At 30.7% G+C, this 20,603-nt stretch carries 18 protein-coding genes; 8 read left to right on the forward strand and 10 right to left on the reverse strand.

Annotation, left to right across the window (positions count from 1 at the left end; genetic code table 11):
• Position 1 precedes the first annotated feature (1 nt).
• The 3 genes from KPL44_RS12200 (at position 2) to KPL44_RS12210 (ending at position 2,874) form a co-directional block, all read left to right on the forward strand.
• Positions 2–745: a lantibiotic immunity ABC transporter MutG family permease subunit gene (locus KPL44_RS12200; RefSeq protein WP_216250497.1), complete on the forward strand. Its 744-nt coding sequence runs from the start codon at positions 2–4 to the stop codon at positions 743–745.
• Positions 746–859: 114 nt separating this feature from the next.
• Positions 860–1,519 carry a response regulator transcription factor gene (locus KPL44_RS12205; protein ID WP_216250499.1) on the forward strand — a complete coding sequence of 220 codons (660 nt, stop codon included), beginning with the start codon at positions 860–862 and terminating at the stop codon, positions 1,517–1,519.
• Positions 1,510–2,874 (forward strand): sensor histidine kinase, encoded by a 1,365-nt coding sequence (locus tag KPL44_RS12210; protein ID WP_216250502.1) that lies wholly within the window; start codon positions 1,510–1,512, stop codon positions 2,872–2,874. The genes KPL44_RS12205 and KPL44_RS12210 overlap by 10 nt, the downstream gene beginning before the upstream one ends.
• A gap of 56 nt (positions 2,875–2,930) precedes the next feature.
• On the opposite strand, the gene KPL44_RS12215 is transcribed toward KPL44_RS12210, so the two are convergent.
• Complete coding sequence (locus KPL44_RS12215) at positions 2,931–3,464, reverse strand: flavoprotein (protein ID WP_216250504.1); 534 nt, start codon at positions 3,462–3,464, stop codon at positions 2,931–2,933.
• A gap of 318 nt (positions 3,465–3,782) precedes the next feature.
• On the opposite strand from KPL44_RS12215, the gene KPL44_RS12220 reads away from it, so the two are divergent.
• On the forward strand, positions 3,783–4,811 hold the full coding sequence (locus KPL44_RS12220) for a 3-deoxy-7-phosphoheptulonate synthase (protein WP_216250507.1): 1,029 nt from the start codon (positions 3,783–3,785) through the stop codon (positions 4,809–4,811).
• A gap of 169 nt (positions 4,812–4,980) precedes the next feature.
• Here KPL44_RS12220 and KPL44_RS12225 read toward each other — a convergent pair whose 3' ends face one another.
• Together KPL44_RS12225 and KPL44_RS12230 are read right to left on the reverse strand one after the other, a co-directional pair.
• Positions 4,981–6,969: a methyl-accepting chemotaxis protein gene (locus tag KPL44_RS12225; protein ID WP_216250510.1), complete on the reverse strand. Its 1,989-nt coding sequence runs from the start codon at positions 6,967–6,969 to the stop codon at positions 4,981–4,983.
• A 17-nt stretch (positions 6,970–6,986) separates the two neighbouring features.
• A complete protein-coding gene (locus KPL44_RS12230) occupies positions 6,987–7,457 on the reverse strand; it encodes a MarR family winged helix-turn-helix transcriptional regulator (RefSeq protein ID WP_216250513.1) in 471 nt (156 codons plus the stop codon).
• A gap of 306 nt (positions 7,458–7,763) precedes the next feature.
• Between KPL44_RS12230 and KPL44_RS12235 the strand changes: the two genes are divergently transcribed.
• Positions 7,764–8,792: a 3-deoxy-7-phosphoheptulonate synthase gene (locus KPL44_RS12235; protein ID WP_216250516.1), complete on the forward strand. Its 1,029-nt coding sequence runs from the start codon at positions 7,764–7,766 to the stop codon at positions 8,790–8,792.
• A 76-nt stretch (positions 8,793–8,868) separates the two neighbouring features.
• Here the strand turns inward: KPL44_RS12235 and KPL44_RS12240 are convergent, their stop codons facing one another.
• A complete protein-coding gene (locus KPL44_RS12240) occupies positions 8,869–10,863 on the reverse strand; it encodes an oxidoreductase (protein ID WP_216250519.1) in 1,995 nt (664 codons plus the stop codon).
• A gap of 169 nt (positions 10,864–11,032) precedes the next feature.
• On the opposite strand from KPL44_RS12240, the gene KPL44_RS12245 reads away from it, so the two are divergent.
• Entirely contained in the window at positions 11,033–11,578 is a 546-nt protein-coding gene (locus KPL44_RS12245; protein ID WP_216250522.1) for a PadR family transcriptional regulator, read from the forward strand.
• 85 nt (positions 11,579–11,663) lie between these two features.
• On the opposite strand, the gene mmuM is transcribed toward KPL44_RS12245, so the two are convergent.
• From mmuM to KPL44_RS12270, 5 genes are all read right to left on the reverse strand, one after another.
• Positions 11,664–12,608 carry a homocysteine S-methyltransferase gene (gene mmuM / locus KPL44_RS12250; protein WP_216250524.1) on the reverse strand — a complete coding sequence of 315 codons (945 nt, stop codon included), beginning with the start codon at positions 12,606–12,608 and terminating at the stop codon, positions 11,664–11,666.
• Positions 12,609–12,647: 39 nt separating this feature from the next.
• Positions 12,648–14,156, reverse strand: a complete 1,509-nt coding sequence (locus KPL44_RS12255; protein WP_216250526.1) for an amino acid permease — start codon at positions 14,154–14,156, stop codon at positions 12,648–12,650.
• A gap of 256 nt (positions 14,157–14,412) precedes the next feature.
• Positions 14,413–14,679 carry a hypothetical protein gene (locus KPL44_RS12260; RefSeq protein WP_216250529.1) on the reverse strand — a complete coding sequence of 89 codons (267 nt, stop codon included), beginning with the start codon at positions 14,677–14,679 and terminating at the stop codon, positions 14,413–14,415.
• 147 nt (positions 14,680–14,826) lie between these two features.
• Complete coding sequence (locus tag KPL44_RS12265; protein ID WP_216250531.1) at positions 14,827–15,636, reverse strand: hypothetical protein; 810 nt, start codon at positions 15,634–15,636, stop codon at positions 14,827–14,829.
• 268 nt (positions 15,637–15,904) lie between these two features.
• Entirely contained in the window at positions 15,905–17,158 is a 1,254-nt protein-coding gene (locus tag KPL44_RS12270; RefSeq protein WP_216250533.1) for an MFS transporter, read from the reverse strand.
• A 257-nt stretch (positions 17,159–17,415) separates the two neighbouring features.
• Here KPL44_RS12270 and KPL44_RS12275 point away from each other — a divergent pair, with 257 nt between their 5' ends.
• Both KPL44_RS12275 and KPL44_RS12280 read left to right on the forward strand, forming a co-directional pair.
• The gene (locus tag KPL44_RS12275; RefSeq protein WP_216250535.1) at positions 17,416–18,303 is read left to right on the forward strand and encodes a GNAT family N-acetyltransferase; all 888 of its coding nucleotides are present in this window, start codon (positions 17,416–17,418) and stop codon (positions 18,301–18,303) included.
• A gap of 76 nt (positions 18,304–18,379) precedes the next feature.
• On the forward strand, positions 18,380–19,075 hold the full coding sequence (locus tag KPL44_RS12280) for an aspartate/glutamate racemase family protein (RefSeq protein ID WP_216250537.1): 696 nt from the start codon (positions 18,380–18,382) through the stop codon (positions 19,073–19,075).
• 146 nt (positions 19,076–19,221) lie between these two features.
• Here KPL44_RS12280 and KPL44_RS12285 read toward each other — a convergent pair whose 3' ends face one another.
• Positions 19,222–20,601: a sensor histidine kinase gene (locus KPL44_RS12285; RefSeq protein ID WP_216250540.1), complete on the reverse strand. Its 1,380-nt coding sequence runs from the start codon at positions 20,599–20,601 to the stop codon at positions 19,222–19,224.
• Positions 20,602–20,603 lie beyond the last annotated feature (2 nt).

Genomic DNA, 20,603 nt, shown 5'->3' on the forward strand with positions numbered 1-20,603 from the left:
TATGATTGCTTTACTTAGGTGTATAAAATCTGATTTTTATAAATTAAGACATACTTCTATTCTGTGGATTCATTTACTCATTCCACTAGCGGGAGCATTTATATTTTTATTATATTATCATACCACAGCAAAAAACTCAATCACGGATATAGAAACGTATCTGGAGGCACTGGCAATTGCTTTTCCTTTGCTCATAGGATTAATCAGTGGGATAGTTATTGAGCAGGAGGAATTAGCTGGAAATTTTCAAGTAATGCTATGTACTTCAAAGTCAAAATGTACTCCGTATTTAAGCAAGTCAATTCTTTTGATTTTATTGGGAACTTTTTCTATTACAATTGCTGTAGGAGTATTTGCACTTGGATTTCACGTATTGCCCTACTTATTTTATTTAAAAGCAGGTGTAGCATTAATTATAGGAAACATATTTCTTTATATCTTGCATGTGTTCATTAGTCTTCAATTTGGAAAGGGAGCATCTACAGGGCTTGGAGTTTCCGGAAGTCTGATTTCTGCTCTTATGCTTACAGGTCTTGGTGATTATATATGGTACTTTGTTCCATGGGCATGGAGCGTCAGGTTTTGCCATCGTATGTTTGAAAAGTTGAACAATCCTGCTTTCAGTGCTGAAATAGCACTTGATATGCAAAAGGGCGCACTTATCATGTTATTTGCCCTATGTATAACCTTCGTTGTTAGTTTGTTTTGGTTCAAAAAGTGGGAAGGAAGAAAGTCATATGAATAAGGAAATATGTTAATTAGAATCAGCATTTTGTTTTGAAATTTATGGATAATAGAAGTTGATTTGATAATATTTTGACGTTATACTATTTATATAAAAGATAAAGGGGTTGGTAACATGGCAAAAATTCTGGTTATCGATGATGAACCTGATATTTTGGCTTTAATTAAAAATATTCTTCATAAGGATAATCATTTGGTAACTACGGTTGTAAATCCTAAAAAAATTTTAACTAGTGAATTTTCAAATTTCGATTTGATTTTACTTGATGTCATGATGCCGGGTATGGATGGATTTACCTTTTGTAAGGAAAATCGTGGCATTGTGGACTGCCCCATTATTTTTCTTACAGCAAAAACTATGGAAGCAGATATTATGTACGGACTAGGCCTTGGCGCGGATGATTACATTACAAAACCCTTTGGTATGGGGGAACTTAGAGCTAGAGTAAATGCTTACTTAAGGCGAGAAAATCGTGAAAAGTATAGTTCGCTTTGTATATCGGGAGTAAAGTTTAATTTATCAGGTAAAGAAATTTTAGTGGATGATAAAAAAATTCCATTTACTAAAAGTGAATACAATATCTGCGAATTTCTTGCAAGAAACCAAGGACAGGTTTTTTCAAAGGATAAAATATATGAAGGTGTTTATGGGTATGACGGTGTAAGTGATAGCTCAGCTATTACGGAACATATTAAAAACATACGGGCAAAACTCGCCGTTTTTAACATGCTCCCGATTGAGACAGTATGGGGGATAGGATACAAATGGAAATGAAAAAAGCTTTTACGTTAAAGGCGGTCTTTTTTAAGTATTTATTAACTTTAGGAGTTACGTTTATTGTTTTCGCCGGACTTTATTTGGGGATTTTTGGTCTGGCACAAAGAAGTGTGATTCTTCCACCGAATTACAGTGAGGATTTGGCTAGAAACGCTAAACCATTGCTTGCAAAGGCCCCTGAAATTACAGAGAATATGATACCATATGGATGTAAATTTGTTGTCCTTAACAAAAAATACAAAGTTATAAAAACAAATTTAGAGGGTAAGGATTTGCTGACCTCAATAGAATATGCTAAGGGTACTTACTCAAAAAATGGAGGTAAAAAGAACTACTACTTTATTGAAAGGCAAGATGGGTTTTGTGTTTTGCAGTACTATCTTCAAATGAGTTATCAATCTGAGGTTTTAAATAAACATTTACCAGATCCAGAAAAAACCATGGTTGTAATTTTTGCTATAATATATTTTTTTATTGTTTTTATTATTACTGCTATATGTGCAAAAAAACTAAATAAACAGCTAAGTCCTCTATTGCAGGCTACTGAAAAAATCAAGAAGCAGGATTTGGACTTTGACATAAAATATTCAGGAATTAAAGAATTTAATGATGTGCTTTTATCAATATCAGAGATGAAAATGGAATTAAAAAAGTCACTAGAGAAGCAATGGAATATTGAAGGAGCAAAGAAGGAGCAAATTTCAGCTCTTGCACATGATCTTAAAACTCCATTAACAATTATCAAAGGAAATACTGAATTGTTATCTGATTCAACAATAAGTGAGGAGCAGCAAGAATACGTCAACTATATTTTGAAAAACAGCATACAGATTGAGAAGTATATTAAAATCTTAATAGAGATTTCAAATTCAGAAAAACCTCTATTTCTACAACTTGAAGAAATAGATTCTATGAATTTTATTAATACAATTAAGGACCAGCTTGAAGCAATTGCAAATACAAAGGGACTTAAAGTTGAATTTATTAAAACTGGTGTACCTAAGTCAATTATGATTGATAAGTCATTGATTTACCGTGCAATTATGAATGTCATATCAAATGCAGTTAATTATTGCCCAAATAATGGGAAAATTTGTTTTGAGGTAAAGTCAGTAGATAATAAAATCAAATTCATTACAACAGACAGTGGTAATGGTTTTTCAAGTGAAGATATTAAATCCGCCACAAAACAATTTTACATGGGTGATTCTAGCAGGGCATCAAAAATTCATTTTGGAATAGGATTATATATTACTGAATCATTCGTAAATCTGCATGGTGGGAGACTTTATATAGCTAACTCGTCTATCACTGGTGGAGCACAGGTGACAATAGAAATCCCAATTCGTTAATTTGCTGCATGTTAGCGATAGGGTAAATTAACAAATTGTTTTTTTTATATTTTATTTTAGTCTGTATCTTTTAAAATTTCTATAACTGCATTTACAATTCGATCAATTGCCGGAAAATAAGACGGGTGCTGCGGATTACCATTTTCGATAAAAATAAAACCATCATTTTTCAATGTCTGCACATTACGAAGTACGCTTGGGCTATTGTACATCATGTCGTTGATATGTGTGGCAATGACTTTTGGTCCACGCATGGACATAATTTTAGTTGATAGTAAATCATCCGAAATTCCATTAGCAGCTTTCCCTAAAATATTAGCGGAAGCGGGAGCAATCAAAAGTAAATCTGTCTTTTGGGAAAGTGATTTATGGCTATTGTCCCATGTTTTAGGGAGATCAAAGGAGTGTATTTGGATGGGATGATCAACACTTCGTTGCAACATGAGTGGTGTAACAAAATTTGTGGCATTTTCAGTCATAATAACATATACGTCCGCATGGTGTTTTTTTAGTTCACTAATTACATTCAAAGATTGCACGGCAGGGCTACAACCAGTAACACAAACTACAATCCTTTTGCCATTTAACATATTTACACATCCTTTTTATATTTATTGTTTTCTTAATTTTGTCAATATTAACACTATAATGACAATATTGTCAAGGTTGTAAAGTAACCAAAGGTCAAAGATATAATAAATGCAAATATGGTGGCTACTGATATAATTATTAATGATTTTAAACAAGTTTAAGTCTCTATATTTCATAGAATTGAATGAAAAATGAAAATATTCTTCCAATTGACTGAATTTGTGATATAATTCATTAATATAACAAATTGAATTAAAAATACTCTTATAATTTTAGCTTAACAAAATAATAAATAAGTAAAGTGAGGAAAAAGTGATATGAATATTAAATATATAAAGAAAATGCCTACTGAGAAGGAAATTATGGAAGAAATGCCTCTACCCAATAATATTAAAGAAATTAAAAAAAACAGAGATGCTGAAATAAGGAAAGTTTTTGAGAATGAATCTGATAAGTTTCTCCTTATAGTTGGACCATGTTCAGCTGATAACGAAGATTCGGTGTGCGAATATATAGGAAAGCTTGCAGAAGTTCAGGAAAAGGTAAAAGATTCTATCATTATTATACCTAGAATTTACACAAACAAACCTCGAACTACTGGTGAAGGATATAAAGGTATGGCCTCTCAACCAGATCCAAGTAAGGAACCTGATATGGATGCAGGATTAAGAGCTATTAGAAAACTCCATTTAAAAGCATTAAGTGAATATCACATGCCTGCTGCAGACGAAATGTTATATCCAGAAAATTATACATATCTATCAGATTTGTTAGGGTACATTGCTGTTGGAGCCCGCTCAGTAGAAAATCAGCAACATAGATTTACAGTAAGTGGTGTTGATATGCCTGTAGGTATGAAGAACCCAACTGGTGGAGATCTGACTGTAATGCTAAATTCAATTAAAGCAGCACAGGATGGTCATACTTTTATATATAGTGGATGGCAGGTTGAAACATCAGGAAACCCACTTGCACATGCTGTTTTAAGAGGGGCTGTGGATTCTTATGGTAAAAATATTCCAAACTATCATTATGAAGATTTGATAAATATTGCTAAAGAATATGAAAAACAGAAATTTGCAAATCCTTCTATTATTGTAGATACTAATCATGCAAATTCAATGAAGCTTTATAAAGAACAACCAAGAATAGCTAGAGAAGTATTAATGAGTAGGAAAGATGACTCTCTACTTAAAAAAATGATAAAAGGATTTATGATTGAAAGTTATATTGTAGAAGGTAAACAAGATGTGGGGCGAGGCACTTATGGTAAATCTATAACAGATGCATGTTTAGGATGGGAAGAAACTGAAAAATTAATTTATAATATTGCTGAAAATTTATAGAAGTTTTATATTTTATTATTTAGTAAGGAGGTAACTTTTAATAGTTACCTCCTTTGTTTATCTTTCACGTTATTTTTTTCATTATAATATAACTTCCATATTTATAAATGTGTGTATAAAATGACATAATAGTAAAGAGATGTCAGTTTTTAGTATGCATTGAATTGAATTATATTTTAAAATTCTTTTCTTGAACAATCATGGTTTTAGTCATACTATTTAAGGTAATAGCTGTTGAAGCTACTTCAGCAGCTAAATTATTCATCTCATCTGTAGAAGCAGTTATCTCTTGAGAAGAAGCTGATATTTCTTCAGCTAGAGCAGATACACTTTCTACCTTGCTAAGTATGTTATCTTTTTCTATTTTTACATCTAGGGCGGATGAATTTATGGATTGTACCTTTGGAATTATAATTTTAATTACTTCTATAATTTTTTCAAAAGAATTCATTGTTTTATTTATTATGGTTATTTGGTCGCCAAGTTCTGTTTTCATAGTGGTAGTATTTCCTGTAACAATTTCAGTATTTTTGGAAATATTAGATATTAGTTGAGTAATATGCGTTGAAGAAGTCTTTGTTTGTTCAGCTAGTTTTTTAACTTCATTTGCAACTACCGAAAAACCTTTGCCGGCTTCTCCAGCATTTGCTGCTTCAATAGAAGCATTCAAGGCTAATAGACTAGTTTGATTAGCAATAGAATTGATTATATTAATTATACTATGAACTTCCTTTATACTACTGCTAAAGGTAATTATTTTATCTGATAAATCTTTAAAGGATAAACTTATACCATTTACGGCCTGCATTAATAACTTCATATTATTACTACTGTCAGTTGCAAGGCCACTCATTGTTAAAGTGTTTTTATCTACATCTTCAATGTATGCAACTATATCTTCAATTTTACTACTAAACCTATTTAATATATAAGTTGTTTCTACTAAATCTTCTGCTTGAGCACTGATACCACTAGCAACCTCTTGAACTGAATGGGCTACATTATTTGATGAGGAAACCATCTTTTGAGATATACTAGATAATACTGTAGAGTCTGTATCTATACTTGCGGAAGTCTTCTTTGAAACGGTAATCATCTGTTTAATTGAGGTTTGCATTGTGCTCATAGAATTAGCCATATCACCTATTTCATCTTTGTAACCTAAATATAGGGTACTTACTTCATTAGTAAAGTCTCCAGTTGATAATACATTTAGAGATTTTGAGGAATATTTAATTCTTTTGGATAGGCTTTGAGCAATAATATAAACTATTAAAAGTCCAATAATTAAAAACAGTAAGGAGGACATCACTATAGATGATTTTAAAGAATCAAGCTCTGATAATAGTTCACTTTTATCTAATATAACTACTATGGACCAATTTTCTTTTTTTACTGGTGCGTATCCTCCGTAGGATTTTTTTTCACCAAAACTATATGCACTTAAACCTGTTTGTCCTGCTATCATCTTTTTTTGCATAGCTGCAATAGCGTTAAGACTTGGATTTTTTTTAGCCTCTTCTATAGAATTATATTGATTTAATGGCATGTTTTTATCCATAAAAGCAATACTATTGCTTTTACTGTTTATCATGTAGGCACTGCCAGTTTTACCAAAGGTGATTTTTTTAATCATTTCACTTAGTTCTAACCCATTTCGAACGGAAACTAATACACCTACTACTGAATTATTCTTTTTTACTGGCACTGAATATGTCATAGTTATTGTGGTTTTATCTTTGTTAACAACGGGGTCAGCTATATAACTTCCTCCGGAAATGGATTTTTGAAATGAAATAGTATCTTTTATGTTACCTTTTTCTCCAGTTGTATATAAAATATTGCCATGGATATCTGCATATCCCATTTTTAAACTTTTACTTCTGGCAGTTTCACCCTGTAATATAGATTTTGTTTTTTCAGGTGTAGTAATACTATTAGTTGATGCAATTACTTCCATTGAATTCAATTGACTGTCTAGAGAAGCTTGAACTGTGTTTGAAGCTTGAGTAGCTATTTGTGGTAGTGTTTTCTCTATATTTGACACCAAGGCATTAGAGGCATTTATGTAAGAAATAATTCCTAGACCTGAACATATAATTATTAATAATATGCCAATTAAAATAATTAATTTTGATTTTATACTTTTTGTAATCATTTATTAAATCAACTCCCTTATTTGTTTTGATTGCTAATATTCAAATCGCGCATTTTTATAAGTAGATTTTGTATTGAAATAAAAGAATAAGAAAGTTCTTCTATTTCTTCAGAAGATAGTACATTGAATTTTTTTAGAAGCATTTCTTCTGAATTAGACATAGTTTTAGAAACAAGTTCTACAGCCTTTTTAGACAGAGATAAATATGTAATTCGTTTATCTATAGAATCTTGTCTTTTATTTATGTAACCCATTAAATTTAATGTATTAATACTTCTACTTACATTCGAAGAAGAGATATTAAGTTTTTTGCTTAAAAATGATGAAGTAGTGTTACCCTCCATATGAATTGTATTTAAAATTTTTGAGAGCAAAGGGCTAACTCCTAAATTACTAAGGTCTGGGATAAGGTCTATAAATTCAATATTGAATATGCTATAAAAGTTAACCATACTTAATATTAGTTTTTGATGTTCTTTACTATTCATCTTATTCTCCTTTATTTTGTAAATTGTAATGAAATTATTATAACAATATATGTATCAAATGACAACTATCATACGATACATATTTTTTAGGCAATTATTTATTAAAAAAATAATTAAAGCAGAAATTTAAAATAAAAAGAAAATAATAATTGAAAATGTATGGAGTTATAAGTATAATGAGACCTATTAACTAATGATTCGTAACTTTCAGATATCGTTCAATAAATGTATTATTGATGTCGTGGCTATTTTTAAGAATCCAAGAGTGAAGTTAATAATAAATAAGCAAAGTGGGGGAAAAGTGAAATGAATATTAAATATATAAAAAAGATGACTACTTCAAAGGAAATTATGGAAGAAATGCCTCTGTCAAATAAAATTAAAGAAATTAAAAAAAACAGAGATGCTGAAATAAGGAAAGTTTTTGAGAATAAATCTGATAAGTTTCTACTTATAGTTGGACCATGCTCGGCTGATAACGAAGACTCGGTGTGTGAATACATAGGGAAGCTTGCAAAAGTTCAGGAAAAAGTAAAAGACTCTATAATAATTATACCTAGGATTTATACAAATAAACCTAGAACTACTGGTGAAGGATATAAAGGCATGGCCTCTCAACCAGACCCAAATAAAGCACCTGATATGGATGCAGGATTAAGAGCTATTAGAAAACTTCATTTAAAAGCATTAAGTGAATATCATATGCCTGCTGCAGATGAAATGTTATATCCAGAAAACTATACATATCTTTCAGATTTATTAAGTTATCATGCAGTTGGAGCTCGCTCTGTAGAAAATCAGCAACATAGATTTACCGTAAGTGGTATTGATATGCCTGTAGGTATGAAGAATCCAACTGGTGGAGATCTAACTGTAATGCTAAATTCAATTAAAGCAGCACAGGGTGCTCATACTTTTATATATAGCGGATGGCAGGTTGAAACATCAGGAAACCCACTTGCACATGCTGTTTTAAGAGGAGCCGTGGATTCTTATGGTAAAAATATTCCAAACTATCATTATGAAGATTTAATAAATATTGCTAAAGAATATGAAAAACAGAAGTTTTTAAATCCTTCTATTATTGTGGATACTAATCATGCAAATTCAATGAAGCTTTACAAAGAGCAACCAAGAATAGCTAGAGAAGTGTTAATGAGTAGGAAAGATGACTCTCTACTTAAAAAAATGATAAAAGGATTTATGATTGAAAGTTATATTGTAGAAGGTAAACAAGATGTAGGGTCTGGCACTTACGGTAAATCCATAACAGATGCATGTTTAGGATGGGAAGAAACTGAAAAATTAATTTATAATATTGCTGAAAATTTATAGAAGCTTTTATAGTAAAAACTCTGAGTTAAAGCACTCAGAGTTTTTATGTTTTTGTACAAATTTAAAAATAATTTAATTAAATATGATTTGCAACTTCATAAGCATCCCAAATACCATACATGATATTAGAAACTTTACGTGCATCTCCTAAAAGATAAATTTCAGGAACTTCAAATTCTAATTCTTTATATAAAGAATTTTCCTCTTTATAGCCTACTGAAAGTATTACTGAATCACATTTAATTTTCTCAATTCCATTTTCTGTTTCCATTTCAAGTAATCCATCTTTATATGCTTTAACTTTTGAATTTGTTTTTACAGCAATCTTATTAAATGGAATTAATTTCTCAAGCATTTCACTGTTTGCAGAACATAAAGGTCCATTTAATGCAAGTATTTTGTTTAATGCCTCTACTATAGTTACACTTTTGCCTTCTTTAGCAAGGTGAAGTGCAAGTTCACATCCAACCAATCCTCCGCCAACTATAACTGTTGTATCTTTACAGTCTTTCTTTCCTAGTAAAACATCTGCGGCTGTAAATACTTTTGCGTCATCTCCAAGTGGAAATACTTTTGGAGTAGAGCCTGTAGCAATTATTACACTATCAAAATCAGCTTTTAAAATTTGATCTTTTGTAACCTCAGTATTTAAATTAACCTTAACCTTTAATTCTTTTAATGTATGTTCAAACCAATTAGCTAAAGCGATATCGTCTTCTTTAAAGTCTGGAACTCCACCTGGTATAAGATTTCCACCTAATTTATTATTCTTTTCAAAAATAACGGCTTCGTGCCCTCTAAGAGTCAAAACTCTTGCGGCTTCACATCCTGCTACTCCACCTCCAACTATTAAAACTTTTTTCTTCTTTAATATTGGTGTAAGTGCATTATCTTTTTCTTTACATGCCTGAGGATTTACAGCACAGTTAAGCATTGAATAATGTTGTATACGTCCCATACATCCTTCTTGACATGATATGCAAGGTCTAATTGATTTAAGATTGTTGCATCGCAATTTATTTACATAATCAGGATCTGCAAGAAGTGGTCTACCAAGACTTATAATATCACATGTTCCATTTTCGATAGCATCTAGTGCCATATCTGGATTATCCATTCTTCCAGCACACATAATAGGTACATCTACAGTTTCTTTCATTAATTTAGCGTATGGTCTGTATAATCCCTTATCTTGATACATTGGGGGATGACTCCACCACCATGAATCGTAAGATCCAACGTCTGTGTCTAATGAATCATATCCATAGGATACAAGTAATTTAGCAGCCTTAATTCCTTCTTCAAGATCTCTACCTTTTTCAGTAAATACTTCTCCTGGAAGTGCTCCGTCTCTGAGATCTTTAATAAAGCTCTTTGGTGAATATCTAAGAACTACAGGATAATCTTCTCCACATCTATCTTTGATTTCTTCAACTATTTCACGAGCAAAACGAAGTCTATTATCTAAGCTTCCACCATATTCATCAGTTCTATGATTAAATAATGACATAGCGAATTGGTCTATAAGATATCCTTCATGAACAGCATGAATTTCTATTCCGTCAAAACCAGCTCTCTTTGCATTATAAGCTCCATCTCCAAATTTTTTAACTATAGACTTAATTTCATCTATTGTAATTGCACGGCAAGTTTTATCGAGCCATCTGTGCTGAATTGGTGATGGTGCAACTGGTGGAAATTCCCCAAGGTTAGTGGGAATAGTAACTCTACCAAATCCTCCTGACATTTGAATAAACACCTTTGCATTATATGCATGTATTCTTTCGGTTAGTTCTTTACCTGTTCTAACAAATTGAACTGGATTATATGTAGAGCATGGACAATTTGGCATACCGTGTTCTTCAACTTCATTATCTACAAAAGTAACTCCTGTAATAATTAACCCTGTACCGCCTTTTGCTCTCTCGGTATAATAATCAATTCCTCTTTGATTAAATCCACCTTCACTATCGGCTAGTCCGAGTGGTCCCATTGGTGCTAATGCAAAACGATTTTTAATTTCACATTTACCAATTTTAATTGGTTCAAACAATTTTTTATACTTGTTCATATATACCCTCCTTAAATTATCTATAGTAAGACAATTATGTAATGCCTTTATATACATTATGCGCTTTTATATTTATATATGTCAATGATAACATGTTATATATACTATGTTGTACTTTACTTTTCAATTAATTATGGTAAAATTATAAGAAAGAATGAGGTGTTGTTAAATGAGAACTTTAAAATATGCAATTTTAGGATTGATAAATAGAAAACCATTAACTGGGTACGATATAACTAAAGAATTTAATAGTGGATTAGTGGAGTTTTGGTATGCTAATCATAGTCAAATCTATCCTGAATTAAGGAAATTAACTGATGAATGTCTAATTTCATATGAAATAATTATCCAAGGTGAAAAACTTGAAAAAAAATTATATACAATAACCCAAGAGGGAAAGGTATGTTTACAAAAATGGCTAGTGAAAGATGAACCCTTAGAACACACTCCTAAAGATGTTTTTAGACTTAAAGCATATTTTTGTGATGAAATATCTAATGAAGATTTAGTAAAACAATTTCAAAGCGCATTAATCAAACATTCCGAGAGATTAGAATATCTTGAAAATACTATGAAAGAGCTTTTAAAGATAAATGATATATCAAAAGTATCTTCTCCAAGATTTGGAGAGTATATTGTTTTAAATGGTGCAATTATGAGAGAAAAAGATTACATAGACTGGATTGAAGATTCTATAAAAAAGATCTTAATATAAATAGTTTAGGTTAATAAAATACAAGGAAGATGCCTTTCGGAAAACTCCCTTGCATAGGGTATAAAATGAATATTAATGTATTTTGTTAATCATTGCATTTTCGAGCCCATGTAGCAATAGCTTTAATATCGTCAGGGGTTGTTCGACAGCAACCACCAATTAGCTGAGCACCTTTGTCAAACCAGCCTTTGGCACTACGACTATAAATTTCACTAGAGGAATTACCATGCCAAGTTTTAGAAGAGGCATCATATTCTTCTCCTGAGTTTGGATAAACTACTATAGGTTTTTTTGTATTGTTTTTGATTTCTTCAATTAATGATTGTATATGGTTAGGTGCGCTGCAATTTATTCCTATGGCAGCCACTTGAGTAAAGGAATCTAAATATTTGGCACAATCAGAAATTAATGTACCATCACTTATCTGAAAATCATTTTTAGCACTAAAGCTCATCCAACAATATACATTGGGAAATTCTTTAAGTAGTTTAGTAATAGCTTTAGCTTCTATAAGACTAGGTATTGTTTCGCAAGCAAGAATATCTACACCTGCGTCTACTAAGATTTTTATTCGTGGTCTATGAAATTCAATTAATTCTTCTTCACCAATTTCATAATCTCCAAGGTATTCAGAACCATCTGCAAGATAAGCACCATAGGGGCCTACAGAACCTGCAACTAAGGGGAGTGGTCTATTTATTCTATGTAGTGGTTCCTTCCAAAAATCATCCCTAGCCTTTATAGCAATAGTAGCAGATTTCTTAATAAGGGATATTGCTTCGAGTTTGGTGAAACCTTTTTCTACATATCCTTCAATAGTAGCTTGATAACTTGAGGTAATTGCACAGTCAGCTCCAGAAGCAAAATAGTCATAGTGTACTTTCTCTATTATTTCAGGATTCTGAGCAAGTATTTTTGCTGACCAGAGAGAATCGTTAATGTCGCACCCTAATCGTTCAAGTTCTGTAGCTAATGCACCGTCTAAAATGATTAATGGAAAATCTTTTAAAATATTCGTTATTGGATTCATAATAACTCTCCTTCTTTTTATAGATTAATTTTTAAGTGTTTATTCTGTTTCTTGATATTCTTTATGTTCAAAATCACATTCCATAAGAGGAACTATCTTGGTTTTCTTTATAAACTTATAACCAAAATAGAAAATTGCGAATAATGGAATAGTCATATAATTTGTAATAAAACTAAACCAATCGAATTTGGGTTCTTGAAATATCCATATGTTTGAGCCAAATATAACAATAGTACAAAGTATCATAGCCATAATTGGGCCGAATGGAAACCACTTAGCTCGATATTTTAAATCTTCAAGTTTTCTTCCTTGTGCAATATATGCTTTTCTAAATCTATAGTGGCATATTGCTATGCCTAACCATGCAAAGAAAGCTGTAATACCAGAAATATTAACTAGTGCATAGTATATTTTACCATCACCAACGAGAGATGCAAAAAAAGCTGAACAAGCAACAAGAGTTGTAAGGTAAAGCGCATTCATTGGAACCCCCCTCTTATTTACTTTCCCAAAAAGTTTAGGTGCCTTTCCTTCCTTTGCCATTGAATAAAGCATACGTGATGAAGCATATAATCCCGAGTTTCCTGCTGAAAGCACAGCTGTAAGAATAACTGCATTCATGAGGCTTGCAGCAAATGCTAAGCCTGACCTTTCAAACACCATAGTGAAAGGACTAAAAGCTATTTGGTCTGTACCACTTTTTAAAAGGTTGGGATCATTAAAAGGAACGAGGAACCCAATTACTATAATTGCACCAAGATAAAATAAAAGGATACGCCAGAATACCATCTTGATGGCTTTTGGAACATTAACCTGTGGATTTTCACACTCACCTGCAGCAAGGCCTACAAGTTCAGTACCAGAGAAAGAAAAGCCTGCGAGTAGAAACACATTTACCATTCCAAATATGCCACCTATGAAGGGGCCCTTATTACCATTAACGTCAGATAGTGTAAAGTTAGAGAAACCTGGCGAATGACCACCCATTATACCAAATATCATCAGAGTACCTACTATTATGAATGCTATTATGGTAATAACTTTAATACTGGAAAACCAATATTCACCTTCTCCATAAGCTCTTGCTGATGTAAGATTAAGTATAAATAGAACAACTAAGAATAATACACTCCACAAAGTTGCATTAGTATTCGGAAGCCAGAATTTTATAATGATGGATCCTGCCACTAATTCACAAGCAACGCATGTAGCCCAGCAAAACCAATAGTTCCAACCTAAAGCAAATCCAAATGCAGGATCTACAAACCTTGTAGCATATGTTTCAAAGGAACCCGAAACTGGTAATAGTGTTGCCATCTCTCCAAGAGATGTCATTAAAAAATATACTAAAATACCCATAACACAATATGCGACAATTGCGCCACCGGGACCCGCTTTGCTTATTGTGCCGCCACTAAGTAAAAATAACCCAGTACCAATTGCACCACCAATTGCAATCATATTTAAATGCCTGGCTTGTAAACTCCTTTTGAGTTCACCATGGTGCTCCACTTCATTCTTTGTCTTTATTTCGACTTTTGTGCTCATTTGAAACCTCCTTGTTTTAAATGTTTATAAATTCTGAACATTTAACTATACTGATAAGTTTACCATTAATATGTAATCATGCAATACATATATGCTTAATACTTTTAAAAATAACACTGTATGATTCGTAAAAGGGTTTGTCCACTATATTAGCGAATTATGTAATGAAGTTAAATATAGTTGTCGCAATTTATAGAAATATAGCTAGGTAATAAATATTTATCACCTAGCTATATTGTTTTGTATTATATTTTATTTATACTATTGTCTCAATATTAACGAGCTTAGGTTCCGTGCCAGCAGGTGTTGCAGAAACATATATTTTTACTAGGCCAGTTTTAGGTGGTAATGTTACAGTGGTAGACTTAGCTATAAATACATAGTTAACTCCATTTACAATTTGAGTAGCAACTACTATAGGTTCAAAAGTAGAGCCTACGAATCCTTTTAGAGCAATATCAAGTACTTTTTTATTTTCTTTACTAACAGGTTCTTGAATTGTCCATCCCCCACAAATTTTCATCTTATTCCCTCCTTATTATTTTTTTATTTGAATGTACCTAAACAATTATATATCTTTGATAGGTTTTCTATATACAAATAATATATGGAGTTTGTTGATTAAGTGTGATTGGAGAAAGTTGAAAATATTTTATGAATATTTGAGATTTTATTTATTTAAAGGGTGAGAGTATAATGCAGACATCCTAATATAAATTGATTCCTGTTGTAACATTTTTGAATCCTTTGCATAAGCACTTATTCCACCTATTTTAAACAATCCATCTATTGAACTTGTTGCTGATGAGTACTCTTTCATAAAATTGCTATATACAATTGACTTTGCATCATCTACTTTTTCTATAGATTTTTGAACTGGATTTAATATTCTTTCTTCAATTATAGAAGGGTTCTTAAGTAAAGTTGTTACACTAACATTGTTTGAAAAGTGCTTATCATTATTTGTTTTGTCTGTATTATCTGGTTTAGTGTCATCTAATTTTCCAAAATCAAGTGTTATATTAAGACTCTTAGACAATATAACACTGGTTTTACCATCAGATCCATTTATCTTAATTGTCTTATCTCCTACTATATTATTTTCTTCTTTTTGATTCATAAGACTGCCTAAATTATTTAATAATTCATCTGCTTGCTTTTCAATTTTTGACTTATCATTTTCACTCAAATCAGAACTTGCATATTGCTTTGACAGTTCTTTGATTTGGTTGCCTATATCTTTTATATTGTCTAATCCTACCTCTTTTTCTTGTAAAGTGGACATTCCAATTTCTATTTGTTGTTCTGAATTTTGACTAAGTGCCAATTGACTATTCATATTCCTTATTTTCTGTTTCATAATTTCTTCAGAACTTGATTTTTTGGCATTGGTAATAATATTATTGTTACTCAGTACCTTTTTAAGTTGTTGGTTACTAATATTATTTATATATGGATTTTTTATATTCCCAATAATCATTTTATGTTTTCTCCCTTCAAATAAGATTAAAAAAATAAATCATACTATTGTTATCGAGATTAAAAGATAAAAAGTTAGTTTTTGAGAAAGAAATGTTTAAATGAAATACCTTATAATTGAAATTATGATTTCATATAGTATGAAACGAACTAGGTTTTAGTAAACACTTATAGATTATGGTGCTGTAATATAGTTATGATAAAATTGATAAACATATTTTAAAGGAGTAATAATTATGATTAATTTTAAAAAACATAAAAAATGTATATTATTTTTTATCTTTTGCATTTGAAAATATGTTAATTTTCAATGACCCAAGTACTGTAACCATCAAAACTAGTGCCACGAAACCACAACCGAAAAATCCTAAATTAGGTCCAAATTTTTCTGTAATGGTGCCTGCAAAAAGATTCCCAAGAGGAGTGGTTCCATTATTAGCCAAGGAATAAACGCTCATTACTCTACCCCTGTAATCATCACTTGTGTTTAACTGGATTGTTGAATTTACTGAAGTTGAAAAAGCTACAGTGAAAAACCCGACTAATGCAAGCATTACAGAAGATATTAAGTAAGAATGTGTAAATAGCAAAACAGTTTGAGACAAACAAACTAATATTGAACTACCATAGAGTAATTTCTTATTTGGACCTTTTCTAGTTGTAGTTATAACGGTTAAAGCGGCGATAAGAGAACCTACTCCCATGACTGATAAAAGAGTACTATATCCACCAGCTCCTTGATGTAGAACTATTGTAGAAAAGACAGGAATAATGACATCAGAATTCATAGAGAAGGTTCCTACTGCAAACATGGATAACACTGCTGCTAAAATTGTTTTATTTGATATAATATATTTTAAACCCTCAGAAATACCTAAAAATATGTTACCACTTTGTTTTCTTATATATGAATGAGTTGGTTTAATCAAAACTATACCTATAATTACAGCTATAAAGCTTAAACCATTAAAAAAGAAGCACAGTGCGGTTCCAAAACGTATCATTAAATAGCCTGCAATTGCGGGTCCTATAATTCTTGCCATATTAAATACAGAGGAATTTAGTCCAATGGCATTTATTATGTTTTTCTTTTCAACCAATTCTGGTATAAAAGATTGTCTTGTAGGCATATCTAGCGTATTTACAAAACCCATTATGATTGCAATAACAAGTACGTGCCAATAGTGTACTTTACCACTCCATACTAGAAAGGATAGTGTAAATGCTAGCATCATTAAAATGCTTTGAGTAAATATAAGCACTTTTTTCTTGTTAAATCTATCTATAAACACACCTGCAAATAGAGAGAAGAAAAGAACGGGGGTAAATTGGGCCACACCTAAAAGCCCTAATAATAATGGGGATTTTGTAATACTATATACTAACCATTGCTGAGCTGTTCGCTGCACCCAAGTGCCGAGTAGAGATATACACTGTCCGGTCCAAAAATACATAAAGTTTTTTTCCTTAAGTGCTGGAAAAGTATTACCTAAATTTCTTCTAACTACAGATAAGCTACTCATTAATATCTCCCTTTTCAGATAAAAACTTTTTTTATTAACAGTTCAAATTCATAATCATAATATGCTTTGGTTTTAATAAATTAAATTTTACATTTGACAACATATTATTAATATAACTAATATTAATAATAGTACTGGCATTAATATTAGTCAATTAATTGAAAATTATAAATTGTAATTATAAAACATATATGGTATTTTAAAATTGACTGTATATTAATATAAATAAATTATTCATATAAAAAGGAGATTAGAAAATGTCAGAAAAAATATTAAATCAAACTATTTGTTTAAAACAATACATATCAGAAAGGGAGTATAAAGAAATAAATCAACTAGAAGTACTTTGTAGTTTGAAAGACAAAACCAATTTAAAATTAGAATTAGATTATAAAGTAAGTGTAACCAAAAATGATTATATAGGTTTAAAGGAAATTAATGAATATTTATATTATGTAGAAGATGTTTTAGTGGCCTACCTTGGTATTTCAAGCTTTGGAGGTAATAATGGTGAAATTAACGGTATGACTCATCCAGACTTTCGTAGAAAAGGCTTATTTACAAAGCTTTTTAAACTTGCAACAGAGGAGTGCCAGAAAAGAAACTTTAATAATATATTTTTATTATCAGATGGTAAATCTAGATCGGGAACCTTTTTTATAAAGGCTGTATGTGGGAAATATGATTTTTCAGAGTATAGAATGAAGTTATTTAACAAAACTATTTTAGAAAACATAAATTCAATCAGTTTAAGAAAAGCTGAGAAAGCAGACAAAAGGGAAATAGCGAGACAAAATGCAATATTTTTCTATGGTTCAGAAGAGGGTGAAAGTTTTCCAGAGGAAGAGGAAATCATAAATATGACAACATATATGATTGAATTAAATAAAGCTATTATAGGTAAAATTAGGATAGAACATAGCGATAATTCTGCCTTTATATGTGGCTTTGGAATATTGCCAAATTTTAGAGGTAAAGGTTATGGGAAACAAGCTTTAAAAGAAGTTTTACGTATAATTAAGGAAGAAAACATAAGTGATGTAGAGTTGGATGTGGAATCTAAAAACAACACTGCACTTAATTTATACAAAGTTTGTGGCTTTGAAGAAATGTCTGTAATGAATTATTATAGGGTTAGCATATAATAGTTTCAAATATTTTATGACAAATTTATAAAAAATCGTATAATAATGATTTGAAAATGTAGAGGAGAGAATTAATTTGAAAACAATTGGTTTAATAGGTGGAATGAGCTGGGAATCATCACTTGAATATTACAGAATTATAAATCAAACAGTCAAATTAAAATTAGGAGGACTTCATTCGGCACAATGCTTAATGTATTCAGTAGATTTTGAAGAAATAGAAGTATTACAGCATGAAAATAAATGGGATGAATTAACTAATATTATGGTTAATGCTGCTGAAAAGCTTAAAAATGGCGGTGCTGATTTTATTATAATATGTACTAATACAATGCATAAAATGGCAAGTGATATAGAGAATAAAGTAGGAATAAAAGTTTTACATATAGCCGAGGTAACAGGTGAAAAAATAATTGAAAAGGGAATGAAAAAGGTAGGATTACTTGGAACTAAATTTACTATGGAACAAGATTTTTATAAACAAGTGCTAAAGAGGAAATGTAATATTGATGTAATTATTCCAGATGAAAATGAGAGAGAAATCATTCATGAAATTATTTATAATGAATTATGTAAGGGTATAATAAATGAGGCTTCAAAGGAAAAATATATAAGTGTTATAAAGAACTTAGCATTGAAGGGTGCTGAGGGAATAGTGCTAGGGTGTACAGAAATACCTTTATTGATAAAGCAAGAAGATGTTAATATACCAGTTTTTGATACAACAACAATACATGCTATCTCTGCGGTTGAATTTGCTTTAGAGAAATAGGCTACAAATTATTGTGATGTTACCATATATATTAAAAAAAAATATTAAACAGGTCCTAGCAAAACTGCTAGAATCTTTGACTTTGGCAAAAATGGATTTGAACTCGTGGCTGGTGACTCTTGCAAAGGATTGTATAAGAGGAGATCTTAATCGCCTCTTATCTTTATCATAACATTCATACTGAATTTATTCTTTTCTAGTACTATGTCCATAATTCCATCATATTTTTTAATAGCCATTTTTATATTAGAAATTCCAATACCATGATTACGTTTATCCAGTTTAGTACTGGTAATTTGGTTTTCACTATATTGAAGTTTACCCGTAGTAGTATTTGAAACTTCAATAATCAAGTACATACCTCTAATATAAGATTTAACCGCAATTACTTTATCGATAGTATTATCTGTGATTTTTCTGCAAGCCTCTATTGCATTATCTAAAGAGTTACCTAAAATCACACATAAATCTATAGGTTGAAACAAGCTTTCCGTAGGAAGTATAAAATCACATATAAATTCTATTCCTTCCCCTTGTGCAATATTGTATTTTTCATTTATTACTGCATCAGATATAGAATTGCCTGTCTTAATTTTAAAATCTAATTTACTTACAGTATTCCCTATATTATTCAGATATTTTTTTATTTCTTCAATATTGTTGTCTTCAGTCAAAGATTTTAAACAAGCAAGATGATTGTTTAAATCATGGATTACACTGCTTATGCCACTATAAAATTGTGCTATATTTTTGCTATGTTCTAACTGCAGCTTAAATTGTTGTTCCATAATCATATTTCTTTGTTTTTCATCTTCTCCTTCTAGCATTTTTTTAAAGGTATAAGCAGTAATTACTATAGAAAATAGCAATGTAAAGCTTACAAAGGGCAACGCATAATAAATTTTAGGGAATAGGTAAGGTAAATAATATTGTTTATCTCCAATTTTAATAGTTTGAATCATAAAAAAAATAATTGCTAAGCTATAACTTGCTAAGCAGGGAATGAGTAAATATAAACTTTGATATATATTTATTGATTTTTCTTTTAAATTTAAGAACTTACAAATATTTTTTAAAAATAGAAAGAGCGCTATATAGCGTATGCTATCAGTGACCACATTTTTTGTGAAATAGAGTATCACATTTTCACGAAATAATATATTCATATTACTTACCATAGGAATCAATCCGAAATCAAAAGTTAAGAAACTTAAGCTAATTAGTAATAGTATGGTATCATTTACAAGAACAGCATAAAGCTTTATGAAAAAATCACCATTACATAAAATGTAAATAATAATAAACCAAACCACATTATATATAAGTATTCGCCATATTAATCCCTGTAGTTTCATACTAAAAAAGTCTATTGCCGTTATAAATGCAAAACCCAAGATGAATCTCCAAGCTTTATTTTTAAATCCTAAAAAATTCTTATAAAAGTAGTATTCAACTACATATTGCAAAGGTAGGACACAGTATATAGATAAAAGATTAGCTATTTGAAATATTTGCTGATTTTCCATGG

The sequence above is a fragment of the Clostridium sp. DSM 17811 genome, assembly GCF_018861905.1.
GTDB classification, from domain to species: Bacteria; Bacillota; Clostridia; order Clostridiales; family Clostridiaceae; genus Clostridium_AD; species Clostridium_AD frigoriphilum.